We start from the raw sequence: 17,886 nt of genomic DNA, 5'->3' as shown, positions 1-17,886 counted from the left end.
TCCTGCAAGAACTTTAAACTTGCAGGATTTTTTTTTGAATCTAATATAAATTATTCGTTTGGAATTACGAAATTGCGACAGCAACCAAAACCAAAATTATAAACATGAATACCCAGAAAGCCTAAATTTATTATGAAAAAATCAATTGTTATAGCCGCACTTTTGTTTAGTGGAATTGCCGTATCTGCACAAACTAAAGAAGAACAAGCGTTAAAAGATATTTACAAATCATCCCTGACCAATGCCAAATGTTATCCTTGGCTAGACCATTTATCAAATACAATTGGTTCAAGATTATCGGGTTCCGCGGGAGCAGAAAAAGCGGTTTTGTATGCCAAAGCACAATTAGAAACGCTGGGTTTAGACAAAGTGTATCTTCAGGAAGTAATGGTACCAAAATGGGTGAGGGGCGAAAAGGAAATAGGGTATTTACAACTGGGTAAACAAAAGATCTCTTTCCCAATTTGTGCCTTAGGAGGTTCTGTAGCAACACCAAAAGCTGGATTGAATGCCAATGTGATAGAAGTAAAAAGTTTAGAAGAACTAGCGGCGCTTGGCGAAGCAAAAGTAAAAGGAAAAATTATTTTCTTCAATAGACCGATGAATCCAGAATTTATAGAAACTTTCAAAGCGTATGGAAGTTGCGTTGACCAAAGATCTTCAGGAGCCAGAGAAGCAGGAAAATTAGGCGCTTTGGCAGTGATTGTACGTTCTATGAACTTAAGATTAGATGATTTTCCGCATACAGGTGCTACCAACTATGGCGACATTGCCAAAGAGCAACGCATTCCAGCAACTGCTATTAGTACTAACGGCGCTGAATTTTTGAGTAAAAGTTTAAAACAAAATCCAAATGCAACTTTTTACTTGAAACAATCGTGTCAGACATTTGATGATGTTTTATCCTATAATGTGGTTGGTGAAATGACCGGTTCTGAGCATCCTGAAAGAATAATGGTCGTTGGAGGTCACCTGGATTCTTGGGATCTTGGAGATGGTTCTCATGACGATGGAGCAGGATGTGTCCAAAGTATGGAAGTGTTGAATATCTTCAAAAATATTGGGTACAAGCCTAAAAACACGTTGCGTGTGGTTTTGTTTATGAATGAAGAAAACGGCGTTCGAGGCGGAAAAGAATATGAAACACAGTCCAATAAAAACAACGAAAACCATATTTTTGCTTTAGAAAGTGATTCGGGAGGGTTCTCACCAAGAGGTTTTTCAATTGAAGCCGATGAAGCTAACTTCAATAAGATTAGTAGTTGGGCAACGATGTTCGAACCCTATTTAATTCACAAATTTGTAAAAGGACATTCCGGTGTTGATATTGGTCCGTTACAATCCAATCACATCGTAAAAGTAGGATTGCAACCGGATTCTCAGCGTTATTTTGATTATCATCATGCTGCCAATGACACTTTTGATGCTGTCAATAAAAGAGAGTTAGAACTAGGAGCAGCAGCTATGGCTTCTATACTTTATTTGATGGATCAAAACGGTATTGCAAAATAGAAACATACTTATTCTTGAAGGTGCTACATTCTCAATATTTGAAAGAAATAATGAATGTAGCACCTTCATTTATTTTACTCTCCACGGCAATTCTTCCGCCTAAACTGGTGATGTGATTGTAGACCAAATAGAGACCAATGCCATTGCTGTCAATGTTACTGTGGAATTTTTGATACAATCCAAAAATCTTATCTTTTACTTTATCCATATCAAAACCGAGTCCTTCATCCGAGAATACTAATTGGTTGACTCCATTGACTTTTCTGGATTCGATGGTAATAAGTGGTACTTGATGTGGTTTCGCATATTTAATTGAATTGGTTAATAAATTCAAAAAAATACTTTTGATGTATGCTTTGTTAAAAGTAATATTCTCAAATGCTGAAAAGTCAATGTTAATAATTGCTTTTGAATCGCGAACTAAAGAATTTATGGAAGTAAGCACTTCACTAAGGGATTCATTTAAATTTATTTCTTCAATTTGAGTATTGATACTCTCGTTTTCTACTAATTGATCAATAGAATCATTTAAAGTTTGTTTTAAATTTTCACTAGTTAATTTAAGAATTTCTACTAACTCTAACGTTTCTGGATCATTGATTTTTGAAACATCAATTAAGTTAAAAACAGAAAGCATGTTATTTATGGGAGACTTTAAATCATGCGAAGTTTTATGAGACAAAACCGTTAGTTCTTTGTTGATTTGTGTCAAATTTGCAATCAGTAAATTGCGCTCCTCTTCCATTTTTTTTTTATGGGTGATGTTTTTGGCAATTGCATAAACTAATTTCTCTGACTCAACAGGCATAGAGGTCCATGATAACCATACAATTTCTCCGCTTTTAGTTAAATAGCGGTTTTCAAAATTCAAAAGAGGCTTGTTTTTATAGACTTGTTCTCTGGTTTCTATTGTAATTTGGAGATCGGCTGTGTATACAAAACTGCTGATTGGTTGAGAATATAATTCCTCTTCCGTAAAGCCTAATAATTTTGAAACAGCCGGATTTATTCTTCTAAAATAGCCATCAAATCCTGCAATACATATGAAATCAGCTGAGATATTAAAAAAATTATCAAAGTGATAGTCTGTTTTTAAAGAAGAAGTGGCGGTGTTATTTTTGGTCATTTATAATTTTAAGGAATTATATTTATTAAAATTACCCAACTTGAAACAAGCAAATCCGATGGCTAAATTTAACTATTTAAAATTTCAAAAAAAAGAAAAAAAATCAAATAATGAAACAGTTGTTAATTTTATATATTTTAGTTTTTTTTTAAATCAAATTCAAAAAAAAAGCCATCAAAAATGATAGCTTATTTAATTTTTAATACAGGATGAATTAAATTCTAAAAATCCCTCCCACGGCAATTATCCTCTGAAAAAAGAAAAAATCTTGTGAGGCACTATCTTGGGTGCTCTGTGTAGTTCGTATATCCTGCATGTTGATGTAACCTCCTTTAAGTTCTCCTTGAATATAAAAGTGTTTGAAAAAAGTAACATTTAGTCCTGCTTTAAAAGAAGTTCCAAAACCTGAAACATGGAAATCATCATGACGTTCTTTTCCCAATAAAGTTGTATTAGTTTTAGGGTATAAGAAACCAAAACCAACTCCCTCAGTTAAATTGACTTGAATTTTATCAATATTTCCAATTTTGAATATTGACGATATGTCATCATGTCTTGAAAACTCAGTATTTATATAATTCAAACCATCGGTATGCTCATATTTCAGAAATTCTTCAGTCAAAAGCACTTGATTATTGGCTAATAGCTCATCATAAGATCCGGGATTTGGATAATACCCATTGATGTCCACAGCCTTATTTTGCGACATCACATATTTCATGTGATCCACACCAATAGCAACACTATAATGATCGCTTACAAAATACCCCATTCTAAAATTAGTCTGTGGTATAGTCATTCTGGATGGATTAATATAATCAACATGCCAACCTTTTGGTTTGTCATGCGCTGGAACATTTTCTAAAGTAAAATTGTAATCTTTACCTCGAAAAGTGATGTCTGATTTGGAGTAACTGTCTCTGTTTCCTCCCCATGAAATAAAAAATTTCCCTTTGTTATGAGTTGTATATTTAGTTTGGATTTCTGTAACTTCCTGTGCAATTGTGTTATTAGTAAATAAAATAATAAGGAATGCGTAATATAATAGATATTTCAATGAATTTGGGGCCTAAATTTAAAATGTATTTATTGTTTTTCTGATAGCAACTAACTTGGTCATCAAGGATTCAAAATAATCCAAATGCAACATATTAGCTCCATCGCTTTTTGCATTGGCAGGATCAAAATGGGTTTCAATAAAAATTCCATCTACACCTACAGCAATACCAGCTTTGGCAATGGTTTCAATCATATCTGGTCTTCCTCCAGTTACACCTGCTGTTTGGTTGGGTTGTTGCAGCGAGTGCGTAACATCAAGAACAGTTGTTGCGTATTGTTGCATCGTAGGAATTCCTCTAAAATCAACAATCATATCTTGATAGCCGAACATGGTTCCTCTATCCGTAACCATCACGTTTTCATTGTGACAATCCAATACTTTTTGAACCGCATGCTTCATGCTTTCCGGACTCATGAATTGTCCTTTTTTCAAGTTGACCACTTTCCCAGTATTGGCAGCAGCCACGACTAAATCAGTTTGACGTACTAAAAAAGCGGGAATTTGTAACACATCAACATATTGAGCAGCCATATCAGCATCTTCATTGGTATGAATATCCGTAACAGTTGGAACGTGAAAAGTCTCTGAAACTTTTCTTAAAATTTTCAATGCTTTTTCGTCACCAATTCCTGAAAAACTGTCAATTCTAGAACGGTTTGCTTTCTTGAAAGAACCCTTAAAAACGAAAGGGATTTGTAAATTATCAGTAATACCAACTAGTTTTTCGGCAATTCGCATCGCCATTTCTTCCCCTTCAATGGCACAAGGCCCAGCTAATAGGAAGAAATTGCCGCTGTCAGTATATTTGATTTGTGGAATATGTTGTAGGTTCATAGTATGATTTTTTAAAGGTGCAAAGGTAGTTATGATTTACGATTTACTATTTACGATTTCCAAATAATTTAGGACATTAACTTTTTTTTAGGAGCAGTTTCCTGTCTCGTCATTAGGACGAGATTACAATCTCCCTGAAAAACGGGAGGATTTTCACTAGCATCAGGGCTAGGGAATTGTTTTGCAAGGACATTTTGGGATTCGAAAAATATTATTTTTTCAATGTAAGTCCTACAGGAACCATCAATATTCCTTTTTCATAGATGTTCAAATAGAGTAGTACTGGTTTTTTTTGACCATTCCATTTTAATTCATATACATCTAGAAACCCGGCACCCAACTCGCTTCTTTTTGTTGGAAACGGGCAGCAACTTTCTAATTTAGTAAATGTGATTTTTTCGCCATTGGGTCCCGCCAAAGCATTCAAAAAACGACCTTGATTGATGGTTTCATTTTTAGTGTTATTAAAGAAAATGTTGATTGGGTAATCTTTATCATAACCATATTTTTTGTCTTTACTATATGCCGTAATTAGAAAAGTATTGTCTTTAGAAAGAGTAAGGTTTGGCGCATTATCATCCGTATTTTTCAATGTAGATTGCGTACTGGAGCAAGAAGCTAAACTAATAAGTAAAGCAATAAGAAGGATTGATTTGTTCATGTTTTAAAATAAATTTATTGCGTAATTCGCTTAAGTCTTGAAATAACAGCATTGTGTTGAATACATATTTTTAAACATATAAGAAAAAATAAGTTTTTTTAATTTGAATAAAATCGAGTCAAGTTAATAGTTCATTTAAGCAAAGTCTCTTTACCTCATAAAAATATTTTTAACTTAGATTTACTTTTTAACCCTAATTTGACACATAAACTTTTTTAGCTTACATGACTTATATGTTTAAAATTAAATGCTTTTCATTCTAAAATATAGCATTAAAATTTAAATAGCAATTACAATACCATGCAATTTAATTATACAAATATAAACAGAACTTTAGACCTTAGTGCGTGTTCCCTTAATAATTTAGATCCCCACTTTTTTACCGAAAGTAGCATTTCTTCCAAAATCTCGTAAAATGCTTCTTATCTTTGCACAAAAAAACAATATGGATATTATTTTTCAAACGTGGTCTTGGTATGTTTCCGGTTTTTTGATTGGCTTGATTATGTTAGCACTTATTTATTTTGGGAAATCTTTCGGAATGTCTTCTAATTTGCGTTCGCTTTGTTCGATGGCTGGTTTAGGAAAACGAGTTTCATTTTTTGATTTTGATTGGAAAGCACAACGCTGGAATTTAGTAGTCGTTCTTGGCGCTATGCTAGGTGGTTTTGTTGCCGTTCATTTTATGAGTGATCCTTCAAATGTGGACATAAATCCCAAAACAATAGCACAATTAGCACAAATGGGTATCGAAGCTCCAAACGGAAAATTAGTGCCGGATGCTCTTTTTGCAATCTCCATTTTAGAATCTCCAAAAAGTATTTTCATACTGCTTATTGGTGGTATTTTGATTGGTTTTGGGTCTCGTTATGCTGGTGGTTGTACTTCTGGACATGCCATTTCAGGATTGAGTAATTTACAAATTCCTTCGTTGAAAGCAGTAATTGGATTCTTCATTGGTGGATTAATAATGGCGCATTTTTTATTGCCATTAATTGTAAAGTAGATAGGCAATCATCATTTAAAAATTAAAATTAAAAGCATGAAAAATATACTAAAATATCTATTAGTTGGATTTGTTTTCGGAATTGTACTGACTAAATCTGAAGCCGTTTCTTGGTATCGCATTTACGAAATGTTTCAATTTCAGTCGTTTCACATGTACGGAATTATTTCGGTGGCTATCTTGACAGGAATTATTGGGATTCAAATCATAAAAAGGAATAACATCAAAGACATCAAAGGAGAATCGATTGAAATTCCAGATAAAGAAAAAGGATCTGCTCGTTACTGGATTGGCGGATTATTTTTTGGATTGGGTTGGGCATTGGTTGGTTCTTGTCCGGGACCAATATTCATCTTACTTGGAGCAGGTTTTTGGACTATTTTGATAGTTCTTTTTGGAGCTCTTTTAGGAACTTATTTATATGGGTTATTGAAAAATAAATTGCCCCATTAATCGTTAGAAATTTTATATCAAAGTAGCATTCTCGTATGGAAATGCTACTTTTTTTTATTTAATTTCAAAATACCAATAACAATCAAATATTGCGCAAGTAAATAAGTTGCCATAATCAGGAAGGAACTGTATTGCAACGGTGCATAAAATTTATTAAAGGCCAAAATACTATCTGAAGCTACAAAAATGATAGCGCCAACCAAAATGTATATGCTGGCAGGTTTATGCCAATTCATAAAGCCTTTCAATGCAAATAACAACATAATTGAAATTGTGAGCGCGTAAACAAAAACCGGAATTTTTAGGTCACCCAAACTTGGCAATAAAATCAGTATCATTACAATTAAATAAAAGGTAATTGCTGTAACTCCTATCCAGAAAATGATTTTACTTTTCTTTAAATAAATCTTTAATTGTTTGCTAAAAAGTATGATATAAAAAATATGTGAAAGTAAAAAAGCAATCAATCCTGCAATAAAATATAATTCTCGTTTATCAGCAAACATCAAAATAATATCACCAATCCACGACAAAGTCAAAGCTGTCAAAAGAACTTTTTTAGTAATGAACCTTTCGTGTACATAAACTGCCAGAATTAGAAACGGTAATAAAAACGGTTTGAAAAACCAGGCAATTTCCTCTTTTCCAAAAAGAATTATCAAAAGATAAACTAGACTAAACCCGATGAACCTTTTTAATATTATGTTGCTTTTCATTTTTTATTTTTAAGATTGAGCTATAATTATTGTTTCTTTTTCAAAATTACTGCTAACAAAATATACCGTTACAGCCAAGGATAAAAGGAGGTAACCACCAATAATATAACTTGCAAATGGGAAGAGTTGATTCATCCCAAACCAATCTCCAAAATAGAAAATTAGCCCAATTCCAAATACAAACCGGATACTTTCCCAAAACACAGAAATTTTTCGCGTGTCCATAAGTTCCGTGTAACTGTAAACGGTCAGGAAAATGAATGCTCCGTAAATAAATACATTTGGCAAACCTATTAACGCGATTGAATTGTAGAGGTAACTAATAAGTACTAACGTTATTATTGCTTGAAATAAAGACCAGTACATCAGTTTTTTACAATATTGGACTCCATATTTTTCAAAATCATAGACATTGGTGATTTTAGTTACGGGATATTTTTCTTCAAAATTTTCTGGACGCCAGCCTGTTGGTTTAAACCAAATGGTAAACTTATCTTTCCAGTTTTCTGCGCGCCAAGCATCTTTAGTCAGCAGCCATAAATGCTGAAAATTAATCCGAATGGGATTCCAGGTTCTCGCTGGTCTTGTGATTCCAAAAACAGGCGGAACGGTTTCTAATTCCGCTTGAAAAGTGCCAAACAATTTATCCCAAATAATAAATATCTGTGAATGATTTTTGTCCATGTATTCTGGATTTATGGCATGATGAACCCTGTGATGGGAGGGAGAAACCAGTATGTTTTCTAGAAAACCAATTTTCTTAATGTGCTTGGTGTGGTACCAAAATTGAAGGAATAAATGAATCGGTAAGGTTATCGCAATCACTTTGGAGGGAACTCCTAAAAGAGCCGCCGGAATTAATAAAAAGGTAAACAGATTGACAAAACTGGAAATGGGCTGGCGAAGGGCACAAGCCAAATTGAATTCCTCACTGCTGTGATGAATGGCATGTTTGTTCCATAAAAAATTAATTTGATGCGACAAACGATGACTCCAATAGCCATAAAAATCAATAGCAATAAATCCGATAAAGTAGGTAAAAAAGGTTGCTTGAAGATCAAATAAAGCTATTTTAGAAGCAATCCAATCGTAAGAAACAAGCGTGATGCTGAGTCCCAAAACATCTTTTAGGGAATTTACCATTCCAGAACTTACGCTCGAAACAGAATCCATATTAGGTGAAGTATCTTCCCCTTTGTAATGCCCATATATTTTCTCGATGATAATCAATATCAAAAATAGGGGCATTACAAAAACTAAAATTTTACCGTATTCTTCCATAAAAACACTTTTTATTATTCAAATATAGAATAAAAGAGAATGTTTTTGAATTATTCACAGTAATTTATTTCTAGTGGAAGTTTTTAATGTACTTAAATTATCTCCGCATTTAATCCTGCTTGTAATAATTGAGTGCATTGCGGTTTTAATTTATCATAAGGACCCGTTTTTACGGTACACTTTCCGTTATAATGTACAATTAATGAACATTGCTCTGCTTGTTCCGGAGTATGATCACAAACGCGAATCAAAGTTTCAATGACATGGTCAAAAGTGTTTACATCATCGTTGTAAACCACTATTTCATTGTCTAAACTGATTGTTTCTTTTACACTGACTCTTTCTCTTACTTTTTCTTTAGTACTCATTATGTAGGTTTTTGTACTTTCGTAATTAATAAAAAATAGTACTACTAATTTACGTATTTTAAAGATACCCAATTGTTTCTTTCAAATTTTTTAACATAAGTCAGTCCTTTTTCAGTACAAGAAGCATCTATAAATGGAATATCTTCTTGATAAAACCCACTTAAAAGTAGTGTTCCATTAGGATTTAAACTGTCAACATAACTTTGCATATCGTTCAACAAGATGTTTCTGTTAATATTAGCAATAATTAAATCGTATTTTTTACCGGCTAATAATGCTGCTTCACCTTCATAAACTGTGATGTGTTTACAATTATTGCGTTGTGCATTTTCAATTGAATTCAAATAACACCAATTATCAATATCAATGGCGTCAATTGGTTGTGCTCCTTTCATCTCGGCAAGTATTGCTAAAATGGCAGTTCCACATCCCATATCCAGCGTTTTCATTCCGGTAACATCTATTTCTAATAAATGCTGGATCATCATGTGAGTTGTCTCGTGGTGACCTGTTCCAAAACTCATTTTTGGTTCGATAACAATATCGAATTCGGCATCTGTTTTTGGGTGAAAAGGGGCGCGTACGTGACAATTTCCATCAACATCGATTGCTTCAAAATTCTTTTCCCATTCTTCATTCCAGTTGACTTGTTCGATTTCTTCGAAAGTATAATCGATAGTAAATTCATCTGATTGTAAAATATGAATGTCATCAAGAATCATTTCATCCCATAAATCTTTTTGTACAAAAGCTGAAATCCCAGTTTCAGTTTCCGTAAAACTCTCAAATGCTCTTTCTCCCAGTTCAGCGATTAATATTTCAGAACCTAGTTCTTTAGGCTCAATAGTAAAATGGTACCCGATATATATGTTTGACATGCTTATTTTTTTTGCAAAGGTAACAATCACTATTTAAACGGCATTTGTAAATCAAATTTTATTTTACATTTGTAGTACTAACACACAACTACACAATGAAAAAAATCATTTTATTTTTTGTTTTTCTGCTCAGTATTGCCGGCAATGCTCAAGTTACTATAAAGCAAAATAAACAAGATAATGACTTAAAATTATCTGCACTTCCCTATTACAGCTTTGGTAAAGGGATTGGAATCACTTCTCCAGACAGTTTATACCAATTGAATATTCGTTTTCGAATGCAAAACAGAGTTACTTATACTGAAAATGAAGGAGAAGATGGCGTTTATGATGGACAAATCAGACGTTTGCGTTTGCGATTTGACGGATATGTGGGTTCACCAAAATTTTTATATGCAGTCCAATTATCATTTGCCCCAGGCGATGTGGGAGAAATTCAAGAAGGAGAAAATATTAATATTATTCGTGATGCGGTTGTTTTTTACAGACCTAATAAACATTGGAATATCAGTTTTGGGCAAACAAAATTACCAGGAAACCGTCAACGTGTAAATTCTTCAGGTGGTCTTCAATTAACGGATCGCTCCATTAATAACGCCAGATTTACAATTGATAGGGATTTTGGTTTCCAAGTTCATAATATGAATGAATTTCAAGATAAATTTTCTTATAATTTCAAAACTGCTGTTTCAACAGGTGAGGGACGTAATATAACAGGAAATGCAGATGCAGGAGTTGCTGTAACCGGAAAAGTGGAGTTATTACCCTTTGGAGCTTTTTCTAGGGACGGGACCTATTTTGAAGGGGATATTGTAAGAGAAAAAAAGCCAAAACTGATGCTTTCTGCAGCTTTTCAGCAAAATAATCATGCCAAAAGAACGCAAGGACAATTAGGGAATGATTTGTTTGAGGAGCGAACTATGAAATCAGTGATGCTGGATGCTATGTTGAAATACAATGGATGGGCTGCCATGTCAAGTTACATGTCTAGAACTACATCCAGGAATGCTGTTACTATTAATCCAGACGATATTTCACAATCTAATTTTGCTTATGTAGGGAATGGATTTGATCATCAGTTGAGTTATAATTTCCCATCAAATTATGAAGTTATTGGCAGGTATTCCACTCAAAAAGTAGGTGAAGATATTAGGACTTTGGCTCCAAATTCTAAACAATATACTGTTGGTTTAACCAAATATATTTGGGAACACACTTTTAAGCTGCAAAGCGAATTGACTTTTGACACTTTAAATTATTTCGACGGAAGTACTAAGAATAATTGGTATTTACGTTTTCAGGTAGAAATAGGTATTTAAAAAAAAAGCGGTGAAAATAAATCACCGCTTTTTTTATAAATTCTAAAAATGAAATTTATATTGCATTTATAATTGCAACAAAATCATCAGCTTTTAATGCAGCACCACCAATAAGACCACCGTCTACATCAGGTTTTGAGAATATTTCTTTTGCATTATCAGGCTTCACGCTTCCTCCATAAAGAATAGATACGTTTTCAGCAATATCACTTCCAAAAGCTTTACGAACTGTTTCTCTGATGAATTCATGCATTTCTTGTGCTTGTTCCGGAGAAGCTGTTTCTCCTGTTCCTATTGCCCAAACTGGCTCATAAGCTAAAACAATATTATCCCAGTCCTTTGCTTCAATATGAAATAACCCATCTCGCAATTGGTTTTCTACCACATTAAAATGATTTTTTGTTTGGCGATCTTTTAATTCTTCTCCAAAGCAAAAAATAACTCTCATATCATGTTCCAAAGCTGTATTTACCTTGCTAGCAATCAAAGCGTCTGTTTCATGAAATATCGCTCTGCGCTCTGAATGTCCTAAAATTACGATATCTACACCAACACTTTTTAACATATCTGCTGAGATTTCACCAGTAAAAGCGCCACCTTCGGCTTGATGAACGTTTTGTGCAGCAACATCAATATTAGTAAATTCTAAATGATCTACAGCAGAGGCTAAGTTCACAAAAGTAGGAGCTACAATAACCTGAACAGTAGTGTCTGTTGGTATTTTTGCTATTAGTTCATTTAATAAATCTTCAGTTTGTTCTGCATTTTTATGCATTTTCCAATTTCCTGCAACAATCTTCTTTCTCATTTTCGTTGTGTTATATTTAGTTTTTGGTTTTAATTTTATAATGGTTTGAAAAATAATAGCTAGAATAATTATTTCAAACTTTTTAAGGTTTCATTGATTTTTTCAAAATCTGTTTCAATAGCGCGGTACAATACTATTTTTCCAGTTTTGTCTACGATGATGTATCTAGGAATCCAATCCACATCCACAGCTTTTGCAAATACACCTTTCATTTGATCGTTTGCCATGAAATGTCCACCTTTTAATTGATGTTTTTCAATTCCAGCTTTCCATTTATCAGTAGTTTTATCCATTGAAATAAACAAGTAAGCAACATCAGGATGGTTAGCTTGTAATTCTTTTAGTTTAGGCATTGCTTTTACACAATCACCACACCAAGAAGCCCAAACTTCAATTACTAATCTTTTTCCTTTGTACTGTTTCAAAATATCCTTAAAAGCAACTTGATTTCCATCAGTGGCTAAAAGGGTTTCAGATAAAGCTTCTTTTGAGAATTTAGTTTTTTGTGCATTTGATGTGCAAGAGAAGGTGACAAACGCAATTAATAAAGCAAATATTTTTTTCATTTTAGTATTGTTTTTAACAAAGTTAATCAAACAATTTGAATGCGTTATACAGAATAAGAAATTTTGAAAGCATTATCCGAAAATGATAAAGCAATATCGTTATAGTTTAAAAATAATCTAATGATTTTGACTTAGTGATTTTTCGGAATAGCACTTGCCATTTTTTTAAACAAAAAAGCCGTAAAGTTTCCTGTTTCGGACTTTACGACTTTATAGTTTTTATAGTTTATTTAGAATTTTAAATCTGCAATATCATTGTGATGAACTTTTTGTTTTATTGTTCCTTTTTCAATCAAAACAATACTTGGATTGGCTCTTTCGATGGTTTTTACCGTTATGGCATCGCAAAAATAGAAGTCAAATGTTAAACCAAATTGTTTTTTTGCAGCAGCTATTTCTTCGGGTGAAGAGGCTGTCATTGCAATCACTTGATATCCTTTTGCTTTAGCTTCTTGATTCAGTTTTTCTAATTTTGCCATTCCACTGTGATCCGCTTTTGTTAAATCGTAAGCGGTTATCAGCATCAATTTTGGAGCTTCTAAAAACTCATCTTTATAATCAGAACCGTCTTTTTCCATTGTAAAATCATGAATAGGAGGAACGTAACCTTCTGTGATCACTTTGTCTTTTCGGTCAACAAATACAGCGCCTTCAGGAATTGCCATCAAATCTTTTTCAGTAAATTCTTTATCGACACCGCCAACTTTGTAAATAAAGACCATTTCTACCACTGATTTTTCAGCTCCATCAGGAATTCGCATTCCTTTTTGAATATTGTTTCCTACTTTATATGGTCTGAAATCGATCAATGGCAAATGGTTTAAAACCCAAACTCCCATAAGTGACGATAAAACGATACTGGCGTAAATGACTATGTTTTGTACATTATTGGTAAACAAAGGTTTCACCAATTTTTGATTGAAAAATAATATCAAAACAAAGAAAAGTAAAACGATATCCTTAGTAAACGATTGCCAAGGTGTCAGTTTTAAAGCATCTCCAAAACAACCACAATCTTTTACCACATTAAAATAAGCCGAATAAAAAGTTAGGAAAGTAAATAATACAATCAGGATTAGTAAACTCCAAATAGTGAATTTGGTTTTGTAACCAATGAGCAACATAATTCCCAGAACCACTTCAAGAATTACTAAAAACAAAGCGATTCCCAATGCAAACGGAACAAAAAATGGCATGTTAAAAACGGGTTCACTGAAATATTCCGCCAGTTTGTATGAAAACCCAATTGGGTCATTCAGCTTGATTAAACCGGAGATAATGAATAGGATTCCAACGAAAATTCTAGAAAATTGAGTAATTATATTTTTCATTTTTTTGATAGCTTTATTGTTTATTTCCAAAACCCATCAGAATCAAAGCAAAAACCGAATAATTTATCATGTCCTGATAATTAGCGTCGATTCCTTCAGAAACTAATGTTTTTCCTTTATTGTCTTCAATTTGTTTGACACGAAGTAGTTTTTGTAAAATCAAATCGGTTAGTGAGCTCACGCGCATTTCGCGCCAAGCTTCCCCATAATCATGATTTTTGTCTTCCATTAAATCTTTGGTCAATTTAACTTTGGCATCGTATAATTCGGTTGCTTTTACAACATCTAAATCGGGTTGATCCACAACTCCTAATTCCAATTGAATCAATGCCATAATCGAATAGTTGATAATTCCGATGAATTCTCCTGTTTCATCTTCATCAATTTTTCGAACTTCGTTTTCTTGTAAACTTCTTATTCTTTGGGCTTTAATGTAGATTTGATCCGTTAATGAAGGCAATCGTAAAATGCGCCAAGCACATCCGTAATCTTTCATTTTGTTGATAAACAGTGCACGACAAGTCGCAATCACACTATCATATTCCTTTGAAGTATTCTTCATTATTGGTGTATATTTGTCTTGAAATTTTTTCAAAAATAAGATAATTTTTTTGAATGTCGAATTTTGAAGTCTTTAAAACTGTAAACGAATGACTATTAACTGCAAAGGATTACTTGTTGACTTATCAACTCCCAAAGTAATTGGGATTTTGAATGTGACGCCCAACTCTTTTTTTGATGGTGGAAAGTATAAAAATGAAACCGAAATACTTTCTCAAGTTGAAAAAATGCTGCTTGATGGCGCAACTTTTATAGATATTGGCGCTTATTCCAGCAAACCAAATGCAGAATTTGTCTCGGAACAAGAAGAAATTTCGAGAATTGTTCCTGTTGTTGATTTGATTTTAAAACATTTTCCAGAAACCATAATCTCGATTGACACCTTTAGAAGTGAAGTAGCCAAAGCTTCGATTGAAAGTGGCGCGGCTATCATGAACGATATTGCAGCCGGAAATTTAGACGAAAAAATGTTTGAGATAATTGCAAAATACAATGTTCCTTATATTATGATGCACATGCGTGGCAATCCGCAAACAATGCAAACACTCACAGATTACGATGATATTGTAAAAGAAATGTTGTTCTATTTTTCGGAGAAAGTGGCTATGGCCAGAGATTTTGGGATCAATGATTTAATAATCGATCCGGGCTTTGGCTTTGCCAAAACAATAACTCAAAATTATCAAGTTTTTAAAAAAATGGAATTGTTTAACATGCTGGAGTTGCCTATTCTTGTTGGGATTTCTAGAAAATCAATGATTTACAAAACGCTTGGGACAACAATAGAAAATGCGTTAAACGGAACTACGGTTTTGAATACTTTGGCATTGACAAAAGGAGCAAAAATCCTTCGTGTTCACGATGTTAAAGAGGCTATGGAATGCATTACATTATTCAATAAAATCAATTTATAAAGATGAAATATTTTACTCTGATTGTTCTTTTTACTTTGTTTTCTTGTGGAAACAAGGAAGATATTTTACTGCCAAAAGCCAACACTACAATTGTCAAAAATGTAGATGATCTTTCGCCAATCTATATTTTTTTTAGAACAAAAGGCATAGATACGCTGGCAGAAGTAAACCGTAAAAACAGTATTATTTCAACCAATTGGATTCTAAATGTTGACAAACGTCTGCCATTACGACTTGCAATTCCGGAAATCATGAAGTTGCAACAAAAGAAGCGCGAAGAAAAAGCACACAAGAATGAAAAGGCCGAAAATTATTATTCTTACGCAGATACAATTGGAAAAAATCTAGCTTTTATTCCTTTTACAAATGTGTATTACAAACTGGAAAAACCAAAGTCAGGAATAGTTGTCTTTTTTGACAAAAACAATAAAATTTTAGTGGATGGAAATATTTTAAAACAAGCACAACTTCAAGACTATTTAGATAATGTACCAAATAATAAATCGATGCAATATGTTTTTTGCTTTGATAAAGATTTAAGCTTTGGAAGTTACATACAAAATAAAATTTTTATTGAAAGTTTAAAAGTCGAAATAAAAAGTAATCAGGAATTTATTTACTAAACTTTAAACTTTAAACTTCAAACAAAGAAAACTTTAAACAAAATAATTATTGGTGATGATATGGTTCGTTTCTTAAAATCGTAAAGCCACGATACAACTGTTCGATAAAAAATAATCGTACCATTTGATGGGAGAAAGTCATTAAAGACAGCGATATTTTTCCTTGAGCTTTGGCATAGACGGTATCTGAAAATCCATAAGGGCCGCCAATAACGAAAACTAAAGTCTTCACTCCGGAGTTCATTTTCTTTTGTAATTCTTCTGAAAAACCTACACTGGAAAAGTTTTTTCCGTTTTCGTCCAACAAAATAAGTTGGTCCGTAGGTGTAATTTTTGCCAAAATCAATTCGCCTTCTTTTTCTTTCTGTTGGCTTTCTGATAAGTTTTTTACGTTCTTGATATCAGGAATAATATCCAAATCAAACTTAATGTAAAAAGATAAACGTTTGGTATAATCGTCTATTAAAGATTGTAAGGCTTTGTTATCAGTTTTACCGATAGCAATTAATTTAATATTCATTTTTGTTGGATTTCAGAGGCGCAAAGATAGAAAAATTAACAGTTTCAATCTATGTTTTTCTTTGGTCGAAATTAATAATATGACTTTAAGTTTTGTACAAAAAAAGTTTGAATAATATTTATTTTACCTCAATGCTATCAATTAGCAATCGAAATGTGTCCTCTTTTTTATTGCCTATCAAAAATGTAATTTCTTCTAAATTAGAACCGTCAAAATTAGGCAGATTTAGTTTTTGTCCTCTGAAAGCAGGATACAATTCCGTGATTGGAATTTCAATCGTTTGCCAATCTGTGGTAGTTTGAAAAGGAAATACATATGAATGGGAATCAGTTCGATGAGTCTTGACTCTGAATTGATATTGTTTACCGTCCCCTTTAATCCGAATGCAAAAATGTGTAGCGCTTTTTAAAATTAATGGCTCGAAAGTATATTTTACAGCGCAAAATCCACCATTATTTTCTAAAGATACTTTGCCTTCAAAAGTTCCCTCTCCATTTGTATTCAGATAGATTTTACTTTCGGATACTCCGCCCATCACAGCATCATTTACAATTTTCCAATTGCTAAGGTCGCTCTTTAAATCAAAATCAAAAATTAAAAATGGTTTCATAATGTTGGGTTTGCAAATTATTTTATTCTAAAAAAGTTCTTGTTTTTTTTATGACTTTGATACCAAAAACTAATACTGGCGTAAACTCTTCAGAATTTACGCCAGTTTTTATCTTGAGGAATCTTTTCAAATTCTATTTTGGTAATGGCGCACCCACGGCAATATCACAACGGTGATTTTCTTGACCATGTGGCGGATTCATCCCTTCTGGAGTGGGAGTTGTTGGAACCGTAGTTGTAACAGTTGGGGTTGTCGTCGTTGTAACAGTAGCTGCAGGAACTGGTTTGTTTTGTTGTGGAGTTGTTGTAGCAATTGGAGAATTTAATGGTGCTCCAACAGGGATATCACAACGATGACCTGGTTGACCGTGAGCTGGATTTGCACCGGCGGCAGTGGTTGTTGGCTGAGCAGTTGTATTTTGTGGTTGGTTAGCTGCAGCAGCTTCAGTTTTCATTTGTCTGCCAACTTCCGTAAAAGGAATTACGTTTGTTGAAGTATTATTTTGGGTTTCTGCTTCCTTTTTACAAGAAGTAAAAAGCAGCGAGGTTACAAAAAGTAAGCTTAAAAAAGATTTCATAAACAGTGTTTTAATTACTAAATCCAAATATAAGATTTTAAATAGGATTGCCCTAAAAAAAAATAGGATTCTAAAGTTTGAATTGAATATCTGCATAATACTGAATTTTTTAATGCGTTGATTATAAAATTCAAGGATGCAACTGCATTCAATTAGTCTGCT

General features: G+C 33.1%; 21 protein-coding genes. 6 read left to right on the top strand and 15 right to left on the bottom strand.

Annotated elements, in window-relative coordinates; genetic code table 11:
• Positions 1-132: 132 nt before the first annotated feature.
• Entirely contained in the window at positions 133-1,512 is a 1,380-nt protein-coding gene (locus G7A72_RS02945) for a M28 family peptidase (RefSeq protein ID WP_165151361.1), read from the top strand.
• 31 nt (positions 1,513-1,543) lie between these two features.
• On the opposite strand, the gene G7A72_RS02940 is transcribed toward G7A72_RS02945, so the two are convergent.
• The 4 genes from G7A72_RS02940 to G7A72_RS02925 form a co-directional block, all read right to left on the bottom strand.
• Positions 1,544-2,638: a PAS domain-containing sensor histidine kinase gene (locus G7A72_RS02940; protein ID WP_165151360.1), complete on the bottom strand. Its 1,095-nt coding sequence runs from the start codon at positions 2,636-2,638 to the stop codon at positions 1,544-1,546.
• A 214-nt stretch (positions 2,639-2,852) separates the two neighbouring features.
• Complete coding sequence (locus G7A72_RS02935) at positions 2,853-3,695, bottom strand: hypothetical protein (RefSeq protein WP_165151359.1); 843 nt, start codon at positions 3,693-3,695, stop codon at positions 2,853-2,855.
• Between the two features lie 18 nt (positions 3,696-3,713).
• Positions 3,714-4,532: a 3-deoxy-8-phosphooctulonate synthase gene (gene kdsA, locus G7A72_RS02930; protein ID WP_165151358.1), complete on the bottom strand. Its 819-nt coding sequence runs from the start codon at positions 4,530-4,532 to the stop codon at positions 3,714-3,716.
• A 211-nt stretch (positions 4,533-4,743) separates the two neighbouring features.
• Positions 4,744-5,193, bottom strand: a complete 450-nt coding sequence (locus tag G7A72_RS02925; protein WP_113665589.1) for a 2-dehydro-3-deoxyphosphooctonate aldolase — start codon at positions 5,191-5,193, stop codon at positions 4,744-4,746.
• 445 nt (positions 5,194-5,638) lie between these two features.
• On the opposite strand from G7A72_RS02925, the gene G7A72_RS02920 reads away from it, so the two are divergent.
• Complete coding sequence (locus tag G7A72_RS02920) at positions 5,639-6,199, top strand: YeeE/YedE family protein (protein ID WP_165153602.1); 561 nt, start codon at positions 5,639-5,641, stop codon at positions 6,197-6,199.
• A 36-nt stretch (positions 6,200-6,235) separates the two neighbouring features.
• Positions 6,236-6,652 carry a DUF6691 family protein gene (locus G7A72_RS02915; protein ID WP_113665590.1) on the top strand — a complete coding sequence of 139 codons (417 nt, stop codon included), beginning with the start codon at positions 6,236-6,238 and terminating at the stop codon, positions 6,650-6,652.
• 44 nt (positions 6,653-6,696) lie between these two features.
• Here the strand turns inward: G7A72_RS02915 and G7A72_RS02910 are convergent, their stop codons facing one another.
• The 4 genes from G7A72_RS02910 to prmA form a co-directional block, all read right to left on the bottom strand.
• Complete coding sequence (locus G7A72_RS02910) at positions 6,697-7,368, bottom strand: lysoplasmalogenase (RefSeq protein ID WP_165151357.1); 672 nt, start codon at positions 7,366-7,368, stop codon at positions 6,697-6,699.
• A gap of 9 nt (positions 7,369-7,377) precedes the next feature.
• Positions 7,378-8,649, bottom strand: coding sequence for a sterol desaturase family protein (locus G7A72_RS02905; RefSeq protein ID WP_165151356.1), 1,272 nt, complete (start codon positions 8,647-8,649; stop codon positions 7,378-7,380).
• A 92-nt stretch (positions 8,650-8,741) separates the two neighbouring features.
• Entirely contained in the window at positions 8,742-9,017 is a 276-nt protein-coding gene (locus G7A72_RS02900; protein WP_165151355.1) for an ATP-dependent Clp protease adaptor ClpS, read from the bottom strand.
• A 44-nt stretch (positions 9,018-9,061) separates the two neighbouring features.
• Positions 9,062-9,895, bottom strand: a complete 834-nt coding sequence (gene prmA, locus G7A72_RS02895) for a 50S ribosomal protein L11 methyltransferase (RefSeq protein WP_165151354.1) — start codon at positions 9,893-9,895, stop codon at positions 9,062-9,064.
• 95 nt (positions 9,896-9,990) lie between these two features.
• Between prmA and G7A72_RS02890 the strand changes: the two genes are divergently transcribed.
• The gene (locus G7A72_RS02890) at positions 9,991-11,214 is read left to right on the top strand and encodes a porin (protein ID WP_165151353.1); all 1,224 of its coding nucleotides are present in this window, start codon (positions 9,991-9,993) and stop codon (positions 11,212-11,214) included.
• Positions 11,215-11,269: 55 nt separating this feature from the next.
• Here the strand turns inward: G7A72_RS02890 and tpiA are convergent, their stop codons facing one another.
• The 4 genes from tpiA to G7A72_RS02870 form a co-directional block, all read right to left on the bottom strand.
• Positions 11,270-12,022, bottom strand: a complete 753-nt coding sequence (gene tpiA, locus G7A72_RS02885) for a triose-phosphate isomerase (RefSeq protein WP_165151352.1) — start codon at positions 12,020-12,022, stop codon at positions 11,270-11,272.
• 68 nt (positions 12,023-12,090) lie between these two features.
• The gene (locus G7A72_RS02880; RefSeq protein WP_165151351.1) at positions 12,091-12,588 is read right to left on the bottom strand and encodes a TlpA disulfide reductase family protein; all 498 of its coding nucleotides are present in this window, start codon (positions 12,586-12,588) and stop codon (positions 12,091-12,093) included.
• Positions 12,589-12,818: 230 nt separating this feature from the next.
• Positions 12,819-13,919 carry a BT_3928 family protein gene (locus tag G7A72_RS02875; protein ID WP_165151350.1) on the bottom strand — a complete coding sequence of 367 codons (1,101 nt, stop codon included), beginning with the start codon at positions 13,917-13,919 and terminating at the stop codon, positions 12,819-12,821.
• 13 nt (positions 13,920-13,932) lie between these two features.
• Positions 13,933-14,481, bottom strand: a complete 549-nt coding sequence (locus tag G7A72_RS02870) for a DUF1599 domain-containing protein (RefSeq protein WP_165153600.1) — start codon at positions 14,479-14,481, stop codon at positions 13,933-13,935.
• Between the two features lie 88 nt (positions 14,482-14,569).
• Between G7A72_RS02870 and folP the strand changes: the two genes are divergently transcribed.
• Together folP and G7A72_RS02860 are read left to right on the top strand one after the other, a co-directional pair.
• Entirely contained in the window at positions 14,570-15,394 is an 825-nt protein-coding gene (folP, locus tag G7A72_RS02865; protein ID WP_165151349.1) for a dihydropteroate synthase, read from the top strand.
• 2 nt (positions 15,395-15,396) lie between these two features.
• Entirely contained in the window at positions 15,397-16,017 is a 621-nt protein-coding gene (locus tag G7A72_RS02860) for a hypothetical protein (RefSeq protein ID WP_165151348.1), read from the top strand.
• Between the two features lie 46 nt (positions 16,018-16,063).
• Here G7A72_RS02860 and rlmH read toward each other — a convergent pair whose 3' ends face one another.
• The 3 genes from rlmH to G7A72_RS02845 form a co-directional block, all read right to left on the bottom strand.
• The gene (gene rlmH / locus G7A72_RS02855; RefSeq protein WP_114753979.1) at positions 16,064-16,537 is read right to left on the bottom strand and encodes a 23S rRNA (pseudouridine(1915)-N(3))-methyltransferase RlmH; all 474 of its coding nucleotides are present in this window, start codon (positions 16,535-16,537) and stop codon (positions 16,064-16,066) included.
• 118 nt (positions 16,538-16,655) lie between these two features.
• Complete coding sequence (locus G7A72_RS02850) at positions 16,656-17,147, bottom strand: CIA30 family protein (RefSeq protein WP_165151347.1); 492 nt, start codon at positions 17,145-17,147, stop codon at positions 16,656-16,658.
• 133 nt (positions 17,148-17,280) lie between these two features.
• Positions 17,281-17,724 (bottom strand): hypothetical protein, encoded by a 444-nt coding sequence (locus G7A72_RS02845; RefSeq protein WP_165151346.1) that lies wholly within the window; start codon positions 17,722-17,724, stop codon positions 17,281-17,283.
• Between the last annotated feature and the right edge of the window lie 162 nt (positions 17,725-17,886).

Source organism: Flavobacterium sp. Sr18, assembly GCF_011064265.1.
In the GTDB taxonomy this organism is placed as follows: Bacteria; Bacteroidota; Bacteroidia; order Flavobacteriales; family Flavobacteriaceae; genus Flavobacterium; species Flavobacterium petrolei.
This window is presented reverse-complemented; position numbering and strand designations above follow the sequence as displayed.

Coding starts and splice junctions, on each gene's coding strand:
- G7A72_RS02945 (WP_165151361.1), top strand. CDS start 133: ATGAAAAAATCAATTGTTATAGCCGCACTTTTGTTTAGTGGAATTGCC.
- G7A72_RS02870 (WP_165153600.1), bottom strand. CDS start 14,481: ATGAAGAATACTTCAAAGGAATATGATAGTGTGATTGCGACTTGTCGT.
- G7A72_RS02905 (WP_165151356.1), bottom strand. CDS start 8,649: ATGGAAGAATACGGTAAAATTTTAGTTTTTGTAATGCCCCTATTTTTG.
- G7A72_RS02890 (WP_165151353.1), top strand. CDS start 9,991: ATGAAAAAAATCATTTTATTTTTTGTTTTTCTGCTCAGTATTGCCGGC.
- G7A72_RS02910 (WP_165151357.1), bottom strand. CDS start 7,368: ATGAAAAGCAACATAATATTAAAAAGGTTCATCGGGTTTAGTCTAGTT.
- G7A72_RS02900 (WP_165151355.1), bottom strand. CDS start 9,017: ATGAGTACTAAAGAAAAAGTAAGAGAAAGAGTCAGTGTAAAAGAAACA.
- G7A72_RS02925 (WP_113665589.1), bottom strand. CDS start 5,193: ATGAACAAATCAATCCTTCTTATTGCTTTACTTATTAGTTTAGCTTCT.
- G7A72_RS02875 (WP_165151350.1), bottom strand. CDS start 13,919: ATGAAAAATATAATTACTCAATTTTCTAGAATTTTCGTTGGAATCCTA.
- G7A72_RS02940 (WP_165151360.1), bottom strand. CDS start 2,638: ATGACCAAAAATAACACCGCCACTTCTTCTTTAAAAACAGACTATCAC.
- kdsA (WP_165151358.1), bottom strand. CDS start 4,532: ATGAACCTACAACATATTCCACAAATCAAATATACTGACAGCGGCAAT.
- G7A72_RS02860 (WP_165151348.1), top strand. CDS start 15,397: ATGAAATATTTTACTCTGATTGTTCTTTTTACTTTGTTTTCTTGTGGA.
- G7A72_RS02920 (WP_165153602.1), top strand. CDS start 5,639: ATGGATATTATTTTTCAAACGTGGTCTTGGTATGTTTCCGGTTTTTTG.
- rlmH (WP_114753979.1), bottom strand. CDS start 16,537: ATGAATATTAAATTAATTGCTATCGGTAAAACTGATAACAAAGCCTTA.
- G7A72_RS02850 (WP_165151347.1), bottom strand. CDS start 17,147: ATGAAACCATTTTTAATTTTTGATTTTGATTTAAAGAGCGACCTTAGC.
- G7A72_RS02915 (WP_113665590.1), top strand. CDS start 6,236: ATGAAAAATATACTAAAATATCTATTAGTTGGATTTGTTTTCGGAATT.
- prmA (WP_165151354.1), bottom strand. CDS start 9,895: ATGTCAAACATATATATCGGGTACCATTTTACTATTGAGCCTAAAGAA.
- tpiA (WP_165151352.1), bottom strand. CDS start 12,022: ATGAGAAAGAAGATTGTTGCAGGAAATTGGAAAATGCATAAAAATGCA.
- folP (WP_165151349.1), top strand. CDS start 14,570: ATGACTATTAACTGCAAAGGATTACTTGTTGACTTATCAACTCCCAAA.
- G7A72_RS02845 (WP_165151346.1), bottom strand. CDS start 17,724: ATGAAATCTTTTTTAAGCTTACTTTTTGTAACCTCGCTGCTTTTTACT.
- G7A72_RS02880 (WP_165151351.1), bottom strand. CDS start 12,588: ATGAAAAAAATATTTGCTTTATTAATTGCGTTTGTCACCTTCTCTTGC.